The sequence below is a fragment of the Ruegeria sp. AB5 genome (assembly GCF_056542645.1).
The window spans coordinates 85,249-106,927 of record NZ_JBQGAE010000009.1; the positions used below are offsets into that span (position 1 = coordinate 85,249).

The 21,679-nt window shown below is 56.8% G+C and carries 18 protein-coding genes; 10 read left to right on the forward strand and 8 right to left on the reverse strand.

The features are described 5' to 3' along the window. Window positions 1–37: 37 nt before the first annotated feature. Window positions 38–1,396, reverse strand: coding sequence for a tetratricopeptide repeat protein (locus tag ACR0L4_RS15825; RefSeq protein WP_480514099.1), 1,359 nt, complete (start codon window positions 1,394–1,396; stop codon window positions 38–40). 413 nt (window positions 1,397–1,809) lie between these two features. On the opposite strand from ACR0L4_RS15825, the gene ACR0L4_RS15830 reads away from it, so the two are divergent. From ACR0L4_RS15830 to ACR0L4_RS15840, 3 genes are all read left to right on the forward strand, one after another. Continuing rightward, entirely contained in the window at window positions 1,810–3,072 is a 1,263-nt protein-coding gene (locus ACR0L4_RS15830) for a DUF3179 domain-containing (seleno)protein (protein ID WP_480514101.1), read from the forward strand. A gap of 11 nt (window positions 3,073–3,083) precedes the next feature. After that, the gene (locus tag ACR0L4_RS15835) at window positions 3,084–4,748 is read left to right on the forward strand and encodes a sulfatase-like hydrolase/transferase (RefSeq protein ID WP_480514103.1); all 1,665 of its coding nucleotides are present in this window, start codon (window positions 3,084–3,086) and stop codon (window positions 4,746–4,748) included. Between the two features lie 71 nt (window positions 4,749–4,819). Then, window positions 4,820–5,638 (forward strand): hypothetical protein, encoded by an 819-nt coding sequence (locus tag ACR0L4_RS15840; protein WP_480514105.1) that lies wholly within the window; start codon window positions 4,820–4,822, stop codon window positions 5,636–5,638. A 107-nt stretch (window positions 5,639–5,745) separates the two neighbouring features. Here ACR0L4_RS15840 and ACR0L4_RS15845 read toward each other — a convergent pair whose 3' ends face one another. Then, window positions 5,746–6,429 (reverse strand): TetR/AcrR family transcriptional regulator, encoded by a 684-nt coding sequence (locus tag ACR0L4_RS15845; RefSeq protein ID WP_480514107.1) that lies wholly within the window; start codon window positions 6,427–6,429, stop codon window positions 5,746–5,748. A 149-nt stretch (window positions 6,430–6,578) separates the two neighbouring features. On the opposite strand from ACR0L4_RS15845, the gene ACR0L4_RS15850 reads away from it, so the two are divergent. From ACR0L4_RS15850 to ACR0L4_RS15870, 5 genes are read left to right on the forward strand one after another with little or no spacing between them, the layout of a single operon-like run. After that, window positions 6,579–8,174 carry a bifunctional 3-(3-hydroxy-phenyl)propionate/3-hydroxycinnamic acid hydroxylase gene (locus ACR0L4_RS15850; RefSeq protein WP_480514109.1) on the forward strand — a complete coding sequence of 532 codons (1,596 nt, stop codon included), beginning with the start codon at window positions 6,579–6,581 and terminating at the stop codon, window positions 8,172–8,174. Next, window positions 8,171–9,277 carry a VOC family protein gene (locus ACR0L4_RS15855; RefSeq protein ID WP_480514111.1) on the forward strand — a complete coding sequence of 369 codons (1,107 nt, stop codon included), beginning with the start codon at window positions 8,171–8,173 and terminating at the stop codon, window positions 9,275–9,277. The genes ACR0L4_RS15850 and ACR0L4_RS15855 overlap by 4 nt, the downstream gene beginning before the upstream one ends. Before the next feature lie 9 nt (window positions 9,278–9,286). Further along, window positions 9,287–10,231, forward strand: coding sequence for a fumarylacetoacetate hydrolase family protein (locus tag ACR0L4_RS15860; protein ID WP_480514113.1), 945 nt, complete (start codon window positions 9,287–9,289; stop codon window positions 10,229–10,231). Between the two features lie 11 nt (window positions 10,232–10,242). Further along, window positions 10,243–12,138 (forward strand): acyl-CoA synthetase, encoded by a 1,896-nt coding sequence (locus ACR0L4_RS15865; RefSeq protein WP_480514115.1) that lies wholly within the window; start codon window positions 10,243–10,245, stop codon window positions 12,136–12,138. An 18-nt stretch (window positions 12,139–12,156) separates the two neighbouring features. Next, window positions 12,157–13,677, forward strand: a complete 1,521-nt coding sequence (locus ACR0L4_RS15870) for a glutathione S-transferase N-terminal domain-containing protein (protein WP_480514117.1) — start codon at window positions 12,157–12,159, stop codon at window positions 13,675–13,677. Between the two features lie 187 nt (window positions 13,678–13,864). Here ACR0L4_RS15870 and ACR0L4_RS15875 read toward each other — a convergent pair whose 3' ends face one another. The 6 genes from ACR0L4_RS15875 to ACR0L4_RS15900 are packed head-to-tail and all read right to left on the reverse strand — an operon-like array spanning window position 13,865 to window position 19,879. Next, window positions 13,865–14,860 (reverse strand): ABC transporter ATP-binding protein, encoded by a 996-nt coding sequence (locus ACR0L4_RS15875; protein WP_170752676.1) that lies wholly within the window; start codon window positions 14,858–14,860, stop codon window positions 13,865–13,867. Continuing rightward, entirely contained in the window at window positions 14,857–15,891 is a 1,035-nt protein-coding gene (locus tag ACR0L4_RS15880; protein ID WP_480514119.1) for a Gfo/Idh/MocA family protein, read from the reverse strand. The genes ACR0L4_RS15875 and ACR0L4_RS15880 overlap by 4 nt, the downstream gene beginning before the upstream one ends. Further along, the gene (locus ACR0L4_RS15885) at window positions 15,888–16,727 is read right to left on the reverse strand and encodes a carbohydrate ABC transporter permease (protein WP_480514121.1); all 840 of its coding nucleotides are present in this window, start codon (window positions 16,725–16,727) and stop codon (window positions 15,888–15,890) included. The genes ACR0L4_RS15880 and ACR0L4_RS15885 overlap by 4 nt, the downstream gene beginning before the upstream one ends. 10 nt (window positions 16,728–16,737) lie before the next feature. After that, window positions 16,738–17,652 carry a carbohydrate ABC transporter permease gene (locus ACR0L4_RS15890; RefSeq protein WP_480514123.1) on the reverse strand — a complete coding sequence of 305 codons (915 nt, stop codon included), beginning with the start codon at window positions 17,650–17,652 and terminating at the stop codon, window positions 16,738–16,740. A 60-nt stretch (window positions 17,653–17,712) separates the two neighbouring features. Beyond that, entirely contained in the window at window positions 17,713–18,963 is a 1,251-nt protein-coding gene (locus tag ACR0L4_RS15895; RefSeq protein ID WP_480514125.1) for an ABC transporter substrate-binding protein, read from the reverse strand. A 16-nt stretch (window positions 18,964–18,979) separates the two neighbouring features. Continuing rightward, window positions 18,980–19,879 (reverse strand): N-acetylmuramic acid 6-phosphate etherase, encoded by a 900-nt coding sequence (locus ACR0L4_RS15900; RefSeq protein ID WP_480514127.1) that lies wholly within the window; start codon window positions 19,877–19,879, stop codon window positions 18,980–18,982. Between the two features lie 158 nt (window positions 19,880–20,037). Between ACR0L4_RS15900 and ACR0L4_RS15905 the strand changes: the two genes are divergently transcribed. Further along, on the forward strand, window positions 20,038–20,925 hold the full coding sequence (locus ACR0L4_RS15905) for a glucosamine kinase nucleotide-binding domain-containing protein (protein WP_480514129.1): 888 nt from the start codon (window positions 20,038–20,040) through the stop codon (window positions 20,923–20,925). Next, the gene (locus ACR0L4_RS15910) at window positions 20,912–21,667 is read left to right on the forward strand and encodes a GntR family transcriptional regulator (protein ID WP_170752662.1); all 756 of its coding nucleotides are present in this window, start codon (window positions 20,912–20,914) and stop codon (window positions 21,665–21,667) included. Before ACR0L4_RS15905 ends, ACR0L4_RS15910 begins: the two co-directional genes overlap by 14 nt. Window positions 21,668–21,679: the final 12 nt, after the last annotated feature.

Here is a 21,679-nt window from a genome sequence, read left to right on the forward strand (position 1 = left end):
CCGGTGTTGGTTTCTGCGCGCCAGAGTCCAAAGACCATCATGGTTCGGTGTGCGCAGCCTCAATTTCGTCAAGCGCGTCCAGGATTTCCTCGGCATGGGCTTGGTCGGCAAACAAGGTCCGAAACAGAGAATCCAGAGGGTAACCCGGCCAGGCTTCGTCCAACAGCAGAACCGTGGCTCTGGCCTGCTCGTATTCTCCAAGCCGTTGGTAGCTGGCGGCAAGATACCCGATAGAGATCGCGCTTACGGGGTCCCCCAGCCGTATTGCCGCGTTGAACTGATCCACCGACGCTTGGAATTCGCCAAGATGATAGCTGGACGATGCCAAAACGCTTCTATAGGGGAACCTTTGGTTCGCCGCGTCACTGTCCCGTGCCCGTTTGGCCGATGCGACGGCTCGTTCGAATGCTCCACCAAACAAGGCAAACAAGGCGTCAAAGTTGGTCACATGAATATCTTCTGGTGCAAGACTGACCGCACGAGATGAGTGTGTGAGTGCAACATCGAAGTCCCGATTGGCGAAGGAAACCAGTGCAAGTGCAGAATGGCTCCATCCCTCATCGGACGCCAGTTCCACTGCCTTTTCCGCGCGCATTCGGGCGAAATCCAACAAGGCATCTTTTTCTTCACCGGGCGGTGTTGTGATCGCCAGGATACCCGTGGCTTGGGCGGATCCCGCGTAACCACCAAAATACGTCTCGTCCAATGCGATTGCGCGTTCGAACATGCCACGCACGGCCTGCAGGCGTTCGCGGTCCAATACCGGAAACATCAGCGGACGTGCTTCCTTGGCCAGGTTCACTGCCTGCAATTTTGTCGGATTTGTCGAAAACAGCGCTTCTCTGACCGCTTGTTGCTGTTTGACGTTTTCGGAGAAACCGGCCTCGTTTTGAGGTGTCTCAGGTGCGTTGAAATAGAACGCAGCCCCCAAGCTGATGGCCAGCGCGGCCAAAACTGCGGACCCCAAAAGCCAACGGGCACGAGATGATTGTTTCGGGGTTTGGGTCGGGTCCGAACTCAGCGTCTCAAAACGCGGCACATAACCGCCAGGGTCAACATGAATACGCAGGCTCTGGTCTTTGCCGGAATTCGAATAATAGTTCGCCAGACGTCGACGCATGCGACCGGCATCCACGCGTACAACAGCCATAGGATCACCGGTTGCGTCCAGTGAAACGCCGTAGACGTCTTCGGCGATTGACTTGGCCCGGATATCATCGGTCTGGCCCGCCAAGAGTTTTTCGACGATGTAGCTCAGAAAAGACTGCAACCGTTCGGCGCCATCGAATTCGGGACTGCTTAGAATCGCCGCCAGAGCCTGTCTGATTTCCGCCTCGGACGGGATTTTTCGGTTCGGATCGGTGCTCGGTGCAGGTTGCAAACTCGTGGATGGCATCGTGTCGTCAGTCTGTAAGCCACTGAAAAATAACATGTTACGTCGTAACATACGTTAAGATACCTGAATATGTAAGTGAATTTAGGCAATACTGCTCTGCAAAAGGGGGAAAGAAACGCTTCATCGCTGGTGCATCACCGAGATCAAGAACTTTGGGGTCACAATGGAATCATTGTCGATACTGTTTCCGGATCAGGCGAACGAAATAGGGCGCCTACGCAGCTCGGACACGGTGTTCGCACAAATCTGCACCGACTACGAAAGTCTGTCCGCACTATTGCCCTGCGATGCCAGCGATCCAACTTACTCTGATTTAATCAACAGCCTTCGAGGGCTTGAGGAAGAAATCCGGCTTTATCTTGCGGCAAGGCCAAAGCCTCCCGAAGTCTAGTCTAGAAACAAAGGCGGTCTCAATGCTGGCCAATTTCCTGTTTTATGTCGGGCTGATCATATCGCTGACCATTGGGTTCATGTATTTCCGCGACCTTGGTGACATCAGCCAGATGGTGCTGAAGGTCAAACGGAACAATATGATCCGCTTCATTCGCAATGAAAATGTTTATATTGCAGCAGGTATCGGCGGGCTGATCCTGATGTTGATTGGTCATTTGATGGGCGGCGGTCCCGGCTGGCTTTTCTTCCTGGGCGCGCCTGCGGTGACAGTGCTGATCGTGTTTCTTTTCGCGTTTCCGTGGATTTGGGTTCACGTGGGCTTGCGCAATCAGCAAAGCAGCGCGCACTACTATCCAATTGCCGAGGCCCGGGATTTCATCAACCCTTCAGCCAGTGTTCTTGTGATCGAGAACAATGGCCACGCACGCGCGCATTCGGACGCGCAGTTGATGCGGCCTCATCTGGCAGGAAACGCGCAAGGTCTGGGGGGCGACGATATCGTCATGACCTATTGCGCAATGGCCAATCTGGGTCTGGCTTACAAGCCGATTATTGACGGAAAACGACTGGATCTGGAAGTGATGGCCCAGCATGGCAACAACCTTATCCTGCGTGACAACTCCACCGGAGAGCCCATTCAGCAGATCTATGGCTATTTTGACAGCGACGCCTCAAAGCAATCCGCGATGCAGCCTTGGCCAACCTTTCGGATGAGCTTTCGCGGCTTTCAGAAAGCCTACCCGGATGGTGAGGTCTTTCTGAACAAACCGTCTTCGAACCCGCTTCTGAGATTGTTCGACACGTTCACCGAAACGGTGTTTTCTTCTGGCATCGCGAAGCAGCATCAAGAGGCTGCGCCCGTTATGGATAACATGAGCCACAGTGATGATCGGCTTCCGAACAAGACTTATGTCTGGGGTATTACAGTCGGTAACGATGCGGTGTGTTGGACCGATGATTTCATTGCGGAACATCACGGGCTGATCAATGCCGCTGTTGGCGGTCGTGATGTCGTGGTGTCCTACGATCCCGCCTATGAAAGCGTCGGTGTCTGGTACAATGACAGTGGGGCACCCATCACCGCCATCGACTTTTTCGGCAAGACAGATTGCGGCCAGTTGAACCGTGTCGAAACCCTGCGATCGGGCATGTTCTGGCATGTCTGGGTCGAATTCTTTCCCGATACCGACATCAACCGGATCGCCCCTCTAAAAACAGATTCCGTTCAAGCGCAGAACGATCCCAAACACGCAACCCGCCAAACTCAGGAAAATAGCCAATGAAGAGCCCCAAAATGAAACAGCTGGCTGGCCTGTCGGCGCTCATGTGTCTTGCAGTCAATTTTGCTTCGGCTCAGGAAGCGCCGATTGTTCATGATGCCGAGTACTATATTCTTGAGGCCCAAAACGCCGAAAACTGGGCCGCAGATAATGCGGAAGTCGATCAGCTGCTGGAAGCCTTCCGCCGCTCAAACGATGGCAAACCACCCAATATCCTGAACATTTTGATCGATGACATCGGCTTTGGTGACCTTGGTATTCCCGAATTGAATGCTGTTCGTGGGTACTCTACCCCGCATATCAACGCCTTTTCAGACGAGGCGATGCGCATGGTGCGCATGTATACTGAACCATCGTGCACGCCGACGCGGGTTGCCATGATGACCGGCAGATTGCCGGTTCGGATGGGAATGGGCGATACCACCGTTGACATTGCCGGGTTCGGATTGCCTGCGGATGAGGTCACGCTGGCCGAGGTCCTGTCCGAGGCAGGCTACGCGACGGCTCATGTCGGGAAATGGCACATGGGTGACATCCCCGAAGCCTGGCCGCACAATCAAGGGTTCGATTGGGCCGGTTTCCCGGTGCATCAGCAGGGCCAACTGACGATTTACAACGACGATGCCATCAAAGAGCAAGTCTCAGTCGGAATCTCGGACTTCGACGATCGGTTTGTTCTGGACGATTTCTTCCGACCGGATCCTGCCGCGATGGTTACCGGGTTGGAGGCCGAACGAGGTGGCGTCGCGCGTGAAGTCGAAATGGCCGCAGGCGAACGGTGGACCGCAGAAAAATACGACCAAATGAACAAGCGCTATCAGGATCAGACGCTTGAAAAGATGCGAGAACTTGCGGGCGGCGAAGAACCCTTTTTCCTTCAGTACTGGCCGCTGATCCCGCTGGACAATACACGTGCAGGCCGCGGCGGGCCACAATCGCCCAACGGGGGGCTGTATGTCGACAAGATGCAGCTTCTTGACAGTTGGTTGGGGGATATCTTCAACGAAATGGACGCGCTTGGACTGACGGAAAACACTATCGTTATCGTCATGGGCGACAATGGGCACTTTACCAAATATTCACCTCAGTCCGGGTTCACCCCGATGGTTTTTGCGGGTGGAAAGGGCGACGTGTCCGAAGGTGGTATTCGCGTTGACAGTTTCATCCGGTGGCCCGGCATGATCGAAGCTGACGGTATCGTCGGAGATATTGTCCATGTCTCCGATCTTTATACAACGCTGGCCCGGTTTGCGGGCGCGGATGCAGGGATCCCCCGAGACCGGTTGGTGGACGGCGTTGACCAGTCTGCGCTGCTGCTGCTGGGGGAAACAAAAGGCAGGCGGGATCATCTGATCGTCTATTCCGTCCACACGCCTCGGGCGATCATCAAGGACCAACTAAAGCTGCGTATACCGGGATCCGGCGAAAGCGCGATCCTTGCGGACTTCTTCGACGTCTACCGCGACACGCATGAAAAATACCCGGTGTCGACCGAGGTCGGGGCCTGGGGTGGTCAGGAATTCGTGCGTATTCTCGGTCGTCATTTGAAGCGCAAGGAAAAATACCCCGACACCGAACCCGCGCGCGGTGTTCCCTACGAAGGCATCGAAAACCTGCGTCCGGAAACACAGGCTGCTGTCGAGGCCTTTCTGCTGAAACAGTCTTCGGTCAGTAAGTGATTGGAAAGACTTGCGTGTGTGCGCAACCTGACGCCCGTTTTCCCTCGGGTGATATGTAAGGAGATTGACAAATGGTCATGAGGTTAGCCATCCGCGCCGCGGGTATCACAGCACTGTCTTGGCTGCTGACCGGCGGAGCAACTGCCCAGTCGCTTCCGTCACTTGGGCAGAATGAAGAGGATTGGCGTCACACCGTTGGCCTGTATCTGTTCACGCCACTCAGAACCACGGGAACATCAACGGTAGCAGGCGTTTCGGCCGATCTTGATCTTGATCTGGGAGATGTCCTGAGTGTCCTCGATTTTGCTGCTGCCGGTCGCTATGAAGCCTGGAATGGTGATCTGGGCATCATAGTCGACGCCAACTACGTAGGGATTGGCGAAGATACGACACTTGGCGGTCCAGTCGGTTCGGCAGTAGATATAGACGTGCGCCAGAAGTGGTTCGCGATCATGGGAGCATATCGCATAGCGGATGGAACCTATGGTGCTGACAACCAGCGCTATACCGTCGACCTTCAAGGCGGGATTCGCTACAACTCGATCCGACAAGAGATCAGATTCACTACTCCGGGACCAACCAATCCACCCACTCTGGGCGGCGACGAAAGCTGGGTCGAACCGGTCATTGGTGCCCGTGGGATGTGGCGGCTCAACCCGCGCTGGACGACAATTGCCTCGCTGGATCTCGGCGGTTTCGGCGCTGGCGGCAATGACCTTCAGGTCGGCGCGAATATCGGCTTTGACTATCAACCATGGGACAGAACCGCGATCACATTCGGCTATCGGTATTTTAGCGTCGATTACAGTGACACTCTCGATACCGGCGACTTTGCCTATGATGTAACTCAGCATGGGCCGTATTTTGGAGTGAAAGTGTTCCTGAACTAGCCAGCGTCGACACAATATCAATCTGCCTCTGGCTCTGACATTTTTGGACATGGCCCGTCGTTCGCCCCACAGGCCTGCGGTCAACACCTCTTATGGTTTGGATCGTTTCAATAGTCCGGGTCAAAGCTGACAAGAAGTGACTGAAACGCTGCGTCGGACAGGTCTGTCTTGATCAGGTCAGCGGCTTTGACGTCCGACACACCCATTCCAATCAGGCAACGCTCTGCCAGTTGCGTGATCATGTCCTTGCTTAGCCGATCCTGGCTTGCAAAACTCGCGCCTGACAGGAACGCACCCGCAACTATTGCGAGAAGTAGGTCATCATCCAAATCCCCGACATGACCGAGTTGCTTGGCTCGTCCAATGTCGCGCTGCAGGTGACCAATCATGACGTTTTGCGAACCTTCGGCGATCAATGTGACTCGTGCGATGAAGTTGCCCCAATCCGGATACCGCCGCGCAACATCCAACGTGATTCTCAGCCCATTGGTCAAAGTCGCCAGAGGCTCGGAATCCCGTTTGTAGAGACGTTCGATATGATCCGCGACCGGCGTCAGGGCTTCGTCCAATAAAGATTGATACAAATCTGTTTTGCTCTTGAAGAGACCGTAGAACGCACCGACCGAAGTGTTTGATTGCTTCACGACCTGAGCGACGCTGGTGCCATCCAGTCCAAAGCGGGAAAACAGGTTAAGCCCCTCTTTCAGAATGGTAATTCTCAGCTCGCGCTTTCTGGCCTCAACGCGCGCATAGTTGGATTTCGGAGCGTTGCTACTGCTCAGGATCTGCATTTTTTCCTCCGGATTCAGTGGCTCAGTATCTCACTATTTTTTGGTGCTTGCAATTTGAAAACAGAATGATCTATCAAACTAGAGCACATATTCTCGTTTTAGGGAATCGACGAGCGAACCAATAGGCGCGTCGATTGGGAGGAGAGAAAATGAAGACCGTGCGCGATACATATGATGTTGCGATTATCGGCGCAGGCCCGACAGGCTTGGCGCTGGCTACCCAACTAGGACAGGCTGGACTGTCCGTTATTGTTCTTGAAAAGCGCAAAGCGATGTACACGTCGCCGCGCGCCATTGCCTATGATCCGGAAACGTTAAGGCTGTTCAGCCGGATCGGGGCGTTGACCGAGCTACGTGAAACCCTGATCGAAAACACGCCTGTCCAATATGTGGGACGCAAAGGCCAGACCATCATGCGGATCGGTCAGATACAGACGGCCTTTGGCTATTCGCAGATCGGAACCTATTACCAGCCCGAGTTGGAACAGAGCCTGATCAATGTGATCGAGCCCTGTGACCACATCGAGGTGATCCGAGGTGCCGAGGTAGGCGACGTCGTCGACCTTGAGACAAAAGTGTCAGTGCAGTACAGCTTTGGGTCCGGGCAACACGCGCAGGTACAGGCGCGATTTGCCGTGGCCTGCGATGGCGGCTCCAGCCGGATTCGCGAAAAACTGGGTTTTCAATTCGCCGGTTTCAGCTTCAAGGAACGCTGGGTTGTCATTGACGTAAACAACGACAATGACACGGACCGGACTATTCGGTTCTTTTGCGATCCCAACCGCCCCGCCGTCACACTGCCGGTCTCAAACAACCGTCGCCGGTGGGAGTTTCTGGTAATGCCCGGCGATGACGATGACGATCTGGTCACAGAAGCGACCGCGCGCCGTCTGATGGAAGGGCTGGGAGGCTCGCCCGATACCAAAATCGAACGCTGCCTGATCTACACCTTCCATTCCAGATTTGCCGAACGGTTCCAGGCGGGCCGGGTGTTTCTGGCCGGGGACGCGGCGCATGTGATGCCGCCATTTGCGGGGCAGGGTCTGAACAGCGGTATGCGGGATGCGGCCAACCTGGCCTGGAAGCTGATTGCGGTTTGCAAAGGGCAGGCCGACGTCGCGCTGCTGGACAGCTATGAAACCGAACGCCGCAAAAGCGTGGATGAGATGACCAAGCTCGCTGTCCTGTTGGGCCGCGTCATCATGCCGACCCGGCCCATCACCGCGCGTTTTCGGGACGCTGCCTTGGCGGTTCTGAGCAAGTTTGCGTTCTGGCGGCGCCTGACCGAAGAGGGCAAATTGCTGCCGCCCCCGACCATCGCGCCGTCGCCGCTGGTGCAGGACGGCAAAAGCAAGCAGGTGGGCAACATGTTGCCTCAGCCCGTCGTGACCGGGCCGGATGGTGAGCAGTCGCTTGATCACTACCTTGGCGCAGGTTTTGCCCTGATTGGTATGGGCTGCGATCCCCGGCGGGTTTTGCACCCCGACGACCTGCAGGCGCTGAGCGCAGTTGATACCCGTCTGGTTTCGGTCGGTCTGCCGCGCGGATTGCAGGATAGCAGCGGAACGCTGTCCGATTGGGCCGGGCGCAAGCCGTGCCTTTTGCTGGTCCGGCCGGACCGGTTTGTTGCCGGCGTTCTGGACCCTCAGCCTGCTGCACCTCAGCTGGATTGGTTTTGTCAAAAGTACCGCCTGCGCAACCTCGCGCCCGTCACAACCTCAGCTCAGGAAAGGAAAACCGCATGAGCCTATCCAAGGAATTGTCTCCTGATGCGCTGCTGCCGCGCGCTTCTGACCCTGTGGTCAAGGTCCTAGATATCGCGCATGTCCGCTTTATTCGGAAGGATATGGATCAGGCCGAGCGGTTCTTTTCCGATTTCGGCCTGCAAGTTGGCGAGCGGACCGATCAGAACACCTATTTGATGGCCGAAGCCGGGTTTGGCCCTGCGATTATCGTGCGGCAAGGCAACAAGGATAAGTTCGACGGTCTGGCATTCTATGTCGGCAGCGAGGATGACCTGAAGAAATTGGCCGGTTTGCCGGGAAGCTCGGGCATCGAACCGGCCGAAAACTGGCCCGAGGGCAAACAGGTGCGCCTGACCGACCCTGCCGGGAACGAGGTCCGTGCTGTGACAGGACCCGAGCCGGATACGCCCAAGGTTCGTGACGTGATCAAGATCAACGCGATCAACGAGCGTGAGCGCGTGAACGACATGCAGCGCCCGCCGTTGCGCCCGTCGACCATTCTTCGGATCGGACATTGCGTTCTGGCGGCGTTGGAATTTCAGCAGATGGCGCGCTGGTACATGCAGACGTTCGGTCTTGTTCCCAGCGACATTCAGACCCTGCCCGATGGCGAGGCCGGGCTTGTGTTCCTGCGCTGCGACAAAGGATCAGAGCCTGCGGATCACCACACTCTTGTCATCGCGCATAACGTGGTGAACGGCTTTAGCCACGCTGCATTCGAGGTGATCGACATGGACGATATCGCGATGGGGCAAGAGCATATGATGGGCCAGGGCTGGAAACACGCCTGGGGCATGGGCCGTCATCTTCTGGGCAGCCAGTTGTTCGACTACTGGCGCGATCCCTGCGGCGACAAGTTCGAACATTTCTGCGACAGCGACCTGTTTACCTCGGACCGGCCCGCGGATGTTTCGCCGCTGACGCTGGCGGGGCTCTATCAATGGGGGCCGCCGTTGCCGCATGACTTTGAGATGCCCAAGCTGACGCCTGGCTTCCTGATCAAGGTGATCCGGAATGTACGCAACAGCAGGGAAATGACCTTTGGCAAGCTGCGCAAACTGCTTCGCATCGGCGGGGAAAAGCCGCGCACCTGGGTGAAATAGGACACTGATATGGGACGCAAACTTGTAAGATTTGAAAACGCGGGCGGCATTGGATGGGGATTGGTCGAGGGCCAATCGATCCGCGTTCTGGCCACCGAAGCGCAGACATTAGGGGAAGTCCTGCAACTGGATGCCAAGGGCCTGCCGGTCAGCGAAACCGTCGTTGAGCTGGATACGGTTCGGTTGCTGAGCCCGGTCACCATGGATGGTGAATACATCTGCCAGGCGACCAACTTCAAAAGCCATGTCCGCGAAATCCATCGCGACCCGGCCAACGTGGTCAACAACGTCTTTTTTCAGAAGGCGCCGTCCTGCCTGTGCGGGCCAACTGATGACATCGTCAGGCCGAAACACGTGCAGCTGCTGGACTATGAGGTCGAGATGGCGCTGGTGATCAAGGCCCCGATCACGGGTCCGATCAACGCCACAGTAGACACTCTGGGAAACTGGGTTGCTGGCTATGTTCTGACCAATGACGTCAGTGCCCGCGATGTGCAGGTCAGCCACGAGCAGTTCCACAAGGCGAAAAGCTATCGCACCTTTGGACCGACTGGCCCGCATGTCTGGCTGGCCGAGCCTGCTGATTTCCGCCGCTGGGACCAACTGCACATGACGCTCAGCGTGAACGGGCAGGTGCGGCAGGACAACTTTACCTCTGACATGATCTTTAACCCGATCGAGACGTTGAATGAGCTGTCGCGCATTCGTGACATGAAACCGGGCGATATGATCGCGACCGGCACACCCAGCGGAGTCGCAATCCGCGTGCCGCCCAAGCCGGTGTTGTTCATTGCCAACCTTATGAGCCCCGCAAAGCGCTTCAAGCTGTTCATGAAATCGCAGCTCAAGGTGGACAGGTATCTGCAGCCCGGTCAAGTGGTCGAGTGCCAGATCCGCACTGATGATGGTCAGATTGACCTGGGTAAGCAACGCAATGTGGTAAAGGCCGGGTGATGGGCGCACAGATGACCAACAATAAAATCGCCAGCATCAAGGACATCGAAGAGGTCGAGCTGACACCTCTGTCCCAGGCAATGCCATTCCAGACAACGGTTGAGATATTCCAGCAGGCAAAGGCGCGTTACAACGACGCCCCTGCGCTGACCTTCCTGTTCTCGGGCTCGGTTCAGGAACAGCCTGCGACCTGGACCTATGGTGAGTTGATCGCAGACATCACCCGGGCGGCCAACGCGTTGCATCCCATTGCCGACGGTGCGCCGGTCGGGATCATTCTGCCCAACCTGCCGGAAACGCATTTCGCGCTTTGGGGGGGTGAGCTGGCCTCGGCCGCGTTGCCAATCAACCCGCTGCTCGAACCCGAGCATATCGCGGGCATTCTGAACAGCGCCAAGGCGGCAACCGTGGTGGCTCTGGCCCCATTCCCGCAGACCGGTATCTTTGACAAGGTGTCCGAGGCCCTGCAGGACACTCCGGGCGTTAAGCGGCTGGTGCTTGTGGACATGGTGAAATACCTGCCCGAACAGATGCAACAGGCGTTGGGTCCGCGCACGCTTCCTGCCGCGCCACGCGCAGATATCAAGGTTATCGACTTTGATGCCGCGATGACCGGCCTGTCAGGTGACGAACTGGCGTTCGAGCGTGAGATTACGCCCGATACCATCTCCAGCCTGTTTCACACCGGCGGCACGACCGGCGTCCCGAAACTGGCGACACATAGCCATCTGAACCAGGCCTATCTGGCCTGGGTGATCAGCCAGATGGCCGGAAAAGAACCCGGCAAGACAGTGCTGTGCGGTCTGCCCCTGTTCCACGTCAACGGGGCCATGGTGACCGGTCTGGCCAGCTTTGCAGGGGGTGAGCATATCCTGCTGGCGACGCCGCAAGGGTACCGTAACCAGACGATGCTGGGCGATTTCTGGAAGATCATCGACAAATACAAGGTCAGCGCGTTTTCCGGTGTGCCGACCCTGTATGCAGGCCTGTTGGAAGTTCCCGTTGGCGATGCCGATATTTCCTCGCTGGAATACGCGATCTGTGGCGCGGCGCCGATGTCGCAATCCCTGTTTGAACGGGTCGAAAGCACCTTGGGGATCAGCCTGATCGAAGGCTATGGCATGACCGAGGGCACCTGTGTCTCGACCCTCAACCCGCTGCATGGTGAGCGGAAGGTCGGGTCGGTTGGCCTGCGTCTGCCTTATCAGGATATGAAGATTGCCGAGGTTGATGAGGCCGGAAACATCCTGCGCGACTGCGATACGAATGAGGTTGGCACGGTTCTGATCAAAGGCCCGAATGTCTTCCCCGGTTACACGGATCAGGCCAAGAACGCGGGCGTTCTGCTGGCCGATGGTTGGCTCAGCTCGGGCGATCTGGGCCGTCTGGATGCGGACGGGTATCTGTGGCTGGCGGGGCGGTCGAAAGACATAATCATCCGCGGTGGCCACAATATCGACCCGGCCATCATCGAAGACGCGCTGATGGCGCATCCGGCGGTGGCCAATGCCGCAGGTGTCGGTCAACCCGATACCTATGCCGGGGAACTGCCCGTCGCCTATGTCACCCTGCGGGACGATCAATCTGTGTCGGCTGATGATCTGTTGAAACATATTGAAGCCAATATCCCCGAACGCGCCGCCCGCCCGGTGCGGATTGAAGTGCTCGAGGCGCTGCCGTTGACCGCTGTGGGCAAGGTGTTCAAACCCGATCTGCGCAAACACGCGATTGCCGTCGCGCTGCAAGCGGAACTGGGCAAACAGGCGCTGTCTGTTGCGGATATTTCCGTCCGGCAGGATCGCGAGCGCGGGATGGTGGCGGTTGTGTCGCTGGGGGCATCGGCGGATGCCGAACAGGTAGAGGCCGCTCTTGCGGACTTCACCCTGCCCATCGACATTCAGGCTTAAAAGCAAAGCGAGGCTCCGATGGGTGCAGATATTCTACTTTTCGACGCTCCAGGGTCTCCGTGTGCCCGTCGGGTCAAAATCGCGCTGCTGGAAAAGCAGCTACCGTTTGAGCGGATCGAAGTTGATCTGGCAGCGATGGAACAGAAGCGGCCCGAATATCTGGCGCTGAATCCCAACGGGGTGGTGCCGACCTTGGCCCATGGCAGTTTTGTGCTGTTCGAGGCCAACACCATCACCCGGTATCTGGACGAAGCCTTCCCCGACACCCCGCAGCTATACCCGTCGCAACCCGAAGAGCTGGCCCAGGTGTTCAACTGGCAGGCGGCTGAACTGGTGATGGCCAAGCGCTTTCGCCCGCTGATGTATCAGAGGCTGCTGGGTCCGTTCACCCGGATGACCAAAACGCGGGACGAGGCGCTGCAGCGCGCCCGAGACAACGGCGCGGGTCATGAGGGCATCGCCTGGGAAACTCGGGTTTGGTCGGTTGATGTCATCAGCCTGACCGAAGAGCAGACGTTGGTCGCGTGGCACCACGGCTGGCTGGCCAAGCTTGAACAGGCTCTGTCGGATCGTCCCTTTCTGTTGGGAACGGAATGCTCGATGGCCGATCTATCCGTTGCGCCCAGGGTTGCCCTCTATCCGGCGATCGGAATTGCTCTGCGGGGTCGTTTTCCAAATACTGCCGCCTGGATCGCAAGGATGGAAGCCCGGCCCAGTCTGGCTGCAACCAAAAGCGATCAGGAGGCCAAGCTTCAAAAGCTGTCGCAAACCCCCATTCTGCCCGCCGCAAACAGTCTGTATCGAAGGGAAGGGCGTCCGACCCTGAAAGAACGCGCGATTGTCGCGTTCACGCGTCCTCTTTTGCGCAGGTTGACAGCAAAGACGGCATCCACGCGCGCTCCGTTTATTGTCCCAGAAATAGCGGAACGGGCCAGCCCTACAGATCGGTTTCTGCCCACAAACCCGCCAGATCGAAGGTACGATTGCATAAAGCTGTTTGGCTCTGAAAACGATCCGGTGTTCAATACCGGGCACTTCATCGCCAAGCAAACCACAGCGCGCACCGAGAAACACACCCGCGACACGTTCGCAGTCGAGATCGACGGGCTGAATCTGTCGGCACCGAACGAGGCCTTGGAACTACTGGCAACGGTTGCCACGGAAACGGGCCTTAAACATCCGCAAACGGCCCAACAGACAGCGATGACACGGGCATGGTTGGCTTTCGCACAGGGTAGCGAAAGAGAGTTTCGTCCATTTTGCATGTCTGCAAATGGCAATTCAAAACTGGATCGGTTTATCACTGACAAATCCATGGCTCTGTTGGAAATCAAACGCAGATTGGACATTCTGGGAAAGCACCTGTCTAAAAGTGCGTTTCTTGTAGCGATAGGTATGACGGTCGCAGATCTGCGTTGGCACTTTGAACTGGTAGCCTTGCAAGGGGCCGGGCTGGAAGTAACCTCGCAGAGCATACTTAATTGGCAGAAAAGCATTGTTGCAAGTGGCACGACCGCAGCGACTGCTGTTACCCAATAGAGCAAGATCCTGCATCACCAGACTTTTTCTGATGATGACAGTGATTGCATATTCACCCGTTAGCATTCGAACAATCGTGTGGGTTTCGCCTTAAAGCCATGAGACTATCGAAACCCATGGAGATCGCTGCTGGCAGGAGCAGTCGTACAATTGGAAGTCCGGATCTGTAACGCTTGCGTTCCGTTGTTCAATCCAGGCGCGCGCCTTCCATGTCAAAACGATACACTCGATCCTGCGCGTACTTGAAGTGAACCAGTTGACCTGCCACAACCTGATGCTGGCCAAACAGGCGCGCCGTGATCTGATGGTTTTGAACCATCGCGACCACGTTGGTGTCTCCTCCTAGATGCTCGACATGGGTGACATTGGCCGAAATCGACCCGTCATCCGCCAAAAACAGGTCTTCGGGGCGAATACCTGTCGTCATGTCAGTACGTTCGCCGATCAGACTGGAAGGGAAGAAATTCATCGAGGGCGCACCAAGAAAGCCTGCTACGAATTGATTGGCCGGGTTGTTGTAGAGCTCCATCGGGCTGCCCACCTGTTCAACGCGTCCGTCCCGCAGGACGACGATTTTATCTGCCAGCGTCATCGCTTCGGTCTGGTCGTGTGTCACATAGATCATTGACGCGTCCAACTGCTGGTGCAGATTGGCGATTTCGAGCCGTGTGTTCATACGCAGAGCGGCATCGAGGTTGGACAGGGGTTCGTCGAACAGGAATAGCTTGGGTTCCCGTACGATAGCGCGGCCGATGGCCACGCGTTGGCGCTGGCCGCCAGACAATTCCGAAGGATATCGGTCAATGTAAGGTTCAAGGTTCAGCATCTTGCTGGCCTTGGCGACGCGCTCCTCGATGACTTGTTTGCTTTGGCCTTCCTGTTTCAGCGCAAGCGACATGTTTTTACGCACGTTCAGATGCGGGTAGAGGGCATAGCTTTGGAACACCATCGCAATGCCGCGTTTAGAGGGCGGGGTGAGGTTCATCAGCTCTCCGCCAATGCGTACCTCGCCCGAGGTTACATCCTCGAGCCCTGCTATCACGCGCAACAGGGTTGATTTTCCGCAACCCGATGGTCCGACGAAGACCACAAATTCGCCGTCGTCCACTTCTATGTTTATGTCCTTGAGAACCTCCACAGTGCCAAAGGACTTGTTCACGTTTTGCAGCGTCAGGGCGGTCATGTGCATGCCTCTTTCAGCGAAATGGGTTGGCCGGTGCGGATACTTTCATCGGCAGCCAGACAGATGGCCAGAGATTGAACGGCGTCATTCATATGGCGAGTCAGGTCGGTGTCATCGGCGATGGCACGTAGCATGTAAGACTGTTCGGCATCGCAAAGCTCCTGATGGTCAGGCTCATTCGGGATGTCGATCTGTTGGTCGCCCTCAGGGCGGTGGACCAAAATACCGCCGACCTTGGTGTGGCCGTCAATATCGGCTGATGCGCCTTTGTTGCCGTCGGTGATCGAGATCGACCCGTGAGGGGAGACGATGTCTTTCACAAAGAACGCGGTTTCGGACATCATTGGTCCCCAACCGGCCTCGTACCAGCCGACCGAGCCGTCTTCGAATATTACTTGAAACTGGCCGTAATTATACATGTCTTCGGCGATCTCATCGCTCAGGCGCAGGCCCATGCCATGTACGCGTACCGGGTCGGAGTCTGTGATCTGGCACATCACATCGACATAGTGTACACCGCAATCGACGATGGGAGACGTGGTCTGCATCAGCGCTTTGTGCGTTTCCCACTCGGCCCCGCTGCTCTGCTGGTTTAGGTTCAGGCGGAAGACATATGGCCCGCCAAGGTTGCGCGCTTCTGCGATCAGGCGCATCCAGGACGGATGGTGGCGCAGGATGTAACCGATCACCAGTTTGCGATTGGTCTTGATCGCTTTTGCAACAACCCGTCTGGCGTCGGCGACCGTGGTGGCCAGCGGCTTTTCGACAAAGACATGCGCCCCGGCCTCCATCGCGGCACAGGCAAAATCCGCATGGCTGTCAGAATACGTCGCAACGACCACAAGATCAGGGTTGGTTTCTGTCAGAGCGGCCTGAAACTCTGAATAAGCCGGATAGCCAACAAGATCAGGATGATCCACGCGACCCGATCGGTTCACAAGTCCGACGATCTGCGCGTTCGGGTGACGATGGTGGGCCAGCGCGTGGCTCAGGCCCATATTGCCAAGGCCAGCGATCAGAACTCGGGTCATTTGACAGCTCCTGAAGTAAGGCCGCGGATCAGTTGGCGCGAGAAGATGACGTACAGGACCAGAACTGGCAGGATTGCCATGCTGAGCGCCGACAGAACTGCATTCCAGTCTGTAACGAACTGTCCGATAAAGACCTGGCTACCCAGTGTTAGGGTTTTGGTCGCTTCAGACGGGGCGAGGATCAGCGGGAACCAGAGGTCATTCCATATTGGGATCATGTTGAACACCGCGACAGTTGCCATTGCGGGACGAACCAGCGGCAGAACCAGCCGGAAGAAGATCGTGTATTCTGACAGGCCGTCGACCCGGCCTGCGTTTTTCAGATCATCGGAAACCTGTCGCATGAACTCTGACAGGATGAACACTGCCAGCGGCAGCCCCTGCGCCGTGTAAACAAGTATCAGCGCCCAGAGAGTGTTGACCAACCCGGTCGCCACCATCATCTCGAGGATTGCGACGGTACCGATGCGGATCGGGATCATGATCCCAAGCGCAAGATAAAGCCCCATCAGGGTGTTACCCTTGAACTTGTATTCACTGAGGGCAAAGGCGGCCATTGCACCAAATAGCAGGACGAAGGCCAGAGACACCACGGTCACGATAAGTGAGTTCTGGAAGTAGAGGAAAAAGTCTCCTTGTTTCATCACCGTCTGATAGCCGATCAGCGAGAAACTCTCGGCATCGGGTAGGGCCAGCGGTTCGCGAAAGATTGCGCGGCGTGTTTTGAAACTGTTGATAATGATCACAAAGACCGGGAACAGGGCGATCAGCGTATAGAAAATCAGCGCCCCGTGCATGGCGGCAGTGTTCAGCGGGTTGCGGCGTGCCTTGTTCATCGTCATACCCTCACAGCTGATACCGGCGCATCCGGGTCTGGATGCCGAAGAGGTAGATGCAGACACCCACAAGGATGATCGCGAACATGGCCCCCGCGATGGCTGATCCCATATGTGGATCGCCCAGTTGCAGCTGAAAGCCGAAGAAGGTGCGGTACATGAACGTGCCCAAGATGTCGGTCGAGAAATCCGGCCCCGCCAGGGCGCCCTGTGACACATAAATCAGGTCGAACGCATTGAAGTTGCCCACAAATGTCAGGATCGAGATGATGCCGATCGAGGGCAGGATCAACGGCAATTTGATCTTCCAGAACGCTGACGCTCCGGTGATACCGTCGATTTCTCCGGCCTCCAGGATTTCCTCGGGGATTGATAGCAGGGCGGCATAGATCAGCATCATCGGGATGCCGACGAACTGCCAGACCGAGACTAGCGCCAGCGTGGTTAGGGCGTATTCCTCTCTACCCAGCCAGGGTGCGAACAAGAACTTCAACCCGACCGCGTCCAGCATGGATGGGGCAATGCCCCAGAGTGGGGACAGGATCAGCTTCCAGGCAAAGCCTACGATCACGAAGCTGAGGATTGTAGGAATGAAGATTGCAGAGCGATAGAGTGCGGCGAACCTCAATCGCGGATGCGATAGGATCGCGGCAAGAGCGACTCCGATTGGGTTTTGTACCAGCATGTGGATCAGGAAGAACCAGAAATTGTTGCCCAAAGCGTTCCAGAATTGCTTGGACCAGATCGGATCAAAGAATAGCGTGCGGAAGTTTTCCAATCCGACGTAGATGCGGGTTTGATCAACCTCGGTGAAAAGCGCCAGTCGCAGCGTGTTGAACAGGGGGAAGATCATCACCGCCGTATAAACCAGCACGGCAGGCGCAAGGAATACGGCGATATGCCATCTGATACGGCGGGTTTGCATGGGGAACTCCGAGGGGAAGGTCGGACGCGGCGGCCGCGTCCGGTAGATGTTGCTGAGGCTTTACTGATGCGGGGCGTACCAGCTGGCCAGGCCATCTTGCAGTTGCTGACCAAGCGTTTCGGGTGTTTCTGCTCCCTTGATCGCCGCAACGGACGCGCCCCAGGTCTCGTTTTCGAGGTTTGGTGTACCGCGCGACAGGATCTGATAAGTCGAGCGGATCGTGCTTTCGCATTCCTCACGCCAACCAACGATTTCCTTAGCCAGCGGGTCTTCCAGTTCGACCGGTGTGCTCGACAGCGGGAAGAAGCCGGGGAGAGCGTTGCCAAAGATACTGGCAAATTCAGGGGTTGCGACCCAGGCCAGGAACGTGCGTGCAGCCTCTTGGTTCTCGCTGGCTGCGTTCATACCGATGCCTATATCGGTGTGGTCTGAGATGTAACAGGTATCGCCCGCGTTCTGAACCGGTGGTTTGAACGCACCCATCTCAAAATCTGCCTGCGTGTTGAAGCCCGAGATTTCCCAGCTTCCTGCAGGGTAGATCGCAGCGCGGCCCAGGGTGAAGAGGTTCTGGCTGTCGGGATAGGTCTGCGCCTCATATCCGTCGCCCAGATAGCCGCCCCACTTCGCCAGTGTCGCATAAGGGGCAACCCACTGAGGGTCCGTCAGTTTCTGGTCCCCTTTGATCAGCGCCAGGCGGCCTTCCTCACCTTTCCAATAGTTTGGGCCGATGTTGTTGTAGCCCATGGTGGCGGCTTCCCACTGATCGTTGGTGCCCATAGCCATCGGAATATAGGTGCCGTCTTCCTTGATCTTCTCGAGCGCGGCAAAGAACTCGGCCTCTGTGGTCGGAACTTCCAGACCAAGCTCGTTGAACGCGTCTTTGTTGTAGATGAAGCCATGGATCACCGATGCCATCGGTACGCAGAAGCTGGCTGATGCGTCATCGGTCTGCCACGCAGATTTGGCCACATCCGAGAAGTTGCCCATCGCCTCCAGATCAGACAGGTTGGTCAGGTGGCCCGCTTCATACAGCGCCAGCGAGGCATCGAAGGGCCGGCAGGTGATCAGGTCACCGGCTGATCCAGCTTCGAGCTTTGAATTCAATACCGCGTTGTATTCGGCAGGTGCAGACGGTGAGAAGACCACCTTGATGCCCGGATGTTCGGCCTCGAACGCCGGGATGATCTTGTCTTGCCACAAGGCCAGATCGTCATTGCGCCAGCTTTCAATCGTCAGCGTAGCCTCTTGTGCGTAGGCGCTGGTGACCAGCGCGGTGCTCAACAGTGCGAGGCTTAGAACTTTGCGTGTCATTTAGTTTCTCCCAGGTTTATGGTTTGGTTTTGTTCAGTCGTTCCAGCGCAGGGCGAAGGTGACCGTTGGTTTTTCTTAAGATATCTTCTGCTTCGGCTGTGGTTGATACACCTGCGGTCAGCAACGCAGCGCATTTCAGATTTCCACCGGCCCGGATCAATGCCTGCTCGGCCAGATCGGGGGAAACTCCGGTCAACTGACAGACGATACCGTTCGCCCTGACGCGCAGCTTGTCATTGTCGGCCCGCAGATTGATCATCATGCCGTCCTGGATATGACCCAAATCAACGGCCATCAGTGTCGACAACATGTTCAGTGCTATCTTTTGCGCGGTACCGGCTCCCATCCGGGTCGAGCCGGACACAAGCTCGGGCGGTGTGGCAAGCAGGATTGCGTGATCGGCCAAACGCAACAGAGTTGCCCCTGCATTGTTCGCAATTCCGATTACCTTGCATCCACGGTTTTTGGCGAAATTGACCGCTGCCACGGTGTATGGTGTCGTGCCACTCGCCGAGACGGCGATCATGGTGTCGGACGGGCTTAGATCAGAAAGCTCTTGCTCAAGCGTATCGTCGGTGTCTTCGGACTCGCCGGGCATCTCAGACCCCGTAGGTAGCCCGCCTGCCATATGAATGCGGATCTGTGCGGCCGGTATCGAAAACGTACCACCGAGTTCTAACGCGTCCGACGCAGCCATCAGGCCCGAGGAGCCCGCAGCCAGATAGCGTAACACACCGCCAGTTCTGATCGTGTGCGCCATAGCCAATGCGCCGGTGCAGATTTCGTCGATGGAATCAAGAGGCGCCCGTGCGGCGTCGGCCTGAGACCGGCCCAAAAGCTCAGCAACTTCAGCCAGTGGTCGGGCATCCAGCCCAACGGCGTCTTTGTGCAATTGCTCTGTCACTGGCGGTGTCACGTGATTCTCCCCCTCGGATTTCAGCATCATACCTTTTAGATACCATTAGTCTACCATTTTTATTTTTGGCAAGGATTTCATGATAATTAACCCCCATTTTGCCGATTTGGTTGTAATTAGGTCTTCAAATGAGGTAAAAGGTATTATAAAGGTTTTATATGACTCGCGTTCCTGATACCTATCACCTGGCCGTGGATGGCGGCGGCACACGCTGCCGTATTGCTTTGTCTGATGGCCGAAAGGTTCAGAAGATCGAAGTGGGCGCGGCCAACGTCTTTACTGATTTTGATGCAGCGTGTGCTGAGATTCAGGCCGGTCTTGCCTCGCTGGTGGGGCAAGCCGGGATTTCGGCCCATGACCTGCCTGGAATCCCGGCCTACCTCGGGCTTGCTGGCATAACCGGGCAAGAGATAGCTGATCGTCTTTCCGCCCGACTTCCGTTTCTTCGTGTTCGAATTGCAGATGACCGCCCTTCTGCCTTGCGGGGTGCTCTGGGCGCGGGCGACGGCGTTGTCGCACATTGCGGAACCGGGTCGTTTTTAGCGGCGCAAATCGTCGGCAAAACTCTCTTTGCCGGAGGGTGGGGTGCGGTATTGGGGGATCAGGCTTCGGCCCAATGGGTCGGACGGTTGGCGCTTTCAAAAACTCTCGACAGCCTTGATGGCATGATACCTCAATCGGATCTGTTTCGTGAACTATGCGACCGGTTCAAAGGGGGAGTGGGCATTGTGCATGCCGCATCGAACATGTCGCCCGGCGCGTTTGGCGCGATTGCACCATTGGTGACGGGGCGGGCTGAAAACGGCGACGGATCCGCGCAGGCAATCCTGCGGGAAGGGGCCGAGTATTTATCAGACCGGATACACCACATGGGATGGCAGCCGGGACGAACGGTGTGTTTGACAGGTGGCATCGGGCCTTTTTACGGCCCGTACCTGCCCGCTCAGATGCAGGCCGATTTGGCCCAGCCGTTGGGTGATCCGATGGACGGGGCTCTTGCCCTTGCATCTGAGTTCCGAGAGGAGATTCTAAATGAGCGTTGCTGATTTTCTGCGACCCAAAGGCTGGTTGGGCCAGACCGCGGGTCCGCGCTATGTGCAACTGCGGCAACGGCTAGAGCAGGGGATTGAGGACGGTGTTCTGCCCCCCAACAGCTCACTGCCACCCGAACGTGAAATCGCTGAGCTGACCGATCTGTCGCGCGTAACCGTGCGCAAGGCGATTCAGGAACTGGTGCGCAAGGGAGCGATAGAGCAGCGGCAAGGGTCAGGATCGTTTGTGCGGGAACCGGTGGCGCGGGTCGAACAATCCCTGTCCCATCTGACTTCATTTACCGAAGACATGGAAAGGCGGGGCCTGAAAACGAGTTCCACGTGGCTGGAGCGCGGAATATTCCTGCCCTCACCAGAAGAGATGATGGCGCTTGGATTGTCAGGCAGCGAACAAGTCGCGCGCATTCATCGGCTGCGCCAGGCAGATGGCCGCCCAATGGCACTGGAGCGTGCCGCACTGCCGCTGGATATTCTTCCCAACCCGACCGAGGTGTCGGGTTCGCTATACGCCGTTCTGGAAGAGCTGGGGCATCGCCCGGTACGTGCGATTCAGAAAATTTCGGCCATCAACCTTGGTGCCACAGAGGCTGAGTTGCTTGATGTGGCAGAAGGCACAGCCGGGCTTCGCATTCAGCGAACCTCTTATCTTGAAAGCGGGCGGGTGGCTGAGCTGACTCGCTCGGTCTACCTGGGCGAGGCTTACGATTTCGTAGCCGAACTGCGCCTGTCAAACTGAAAGGCCCGCACA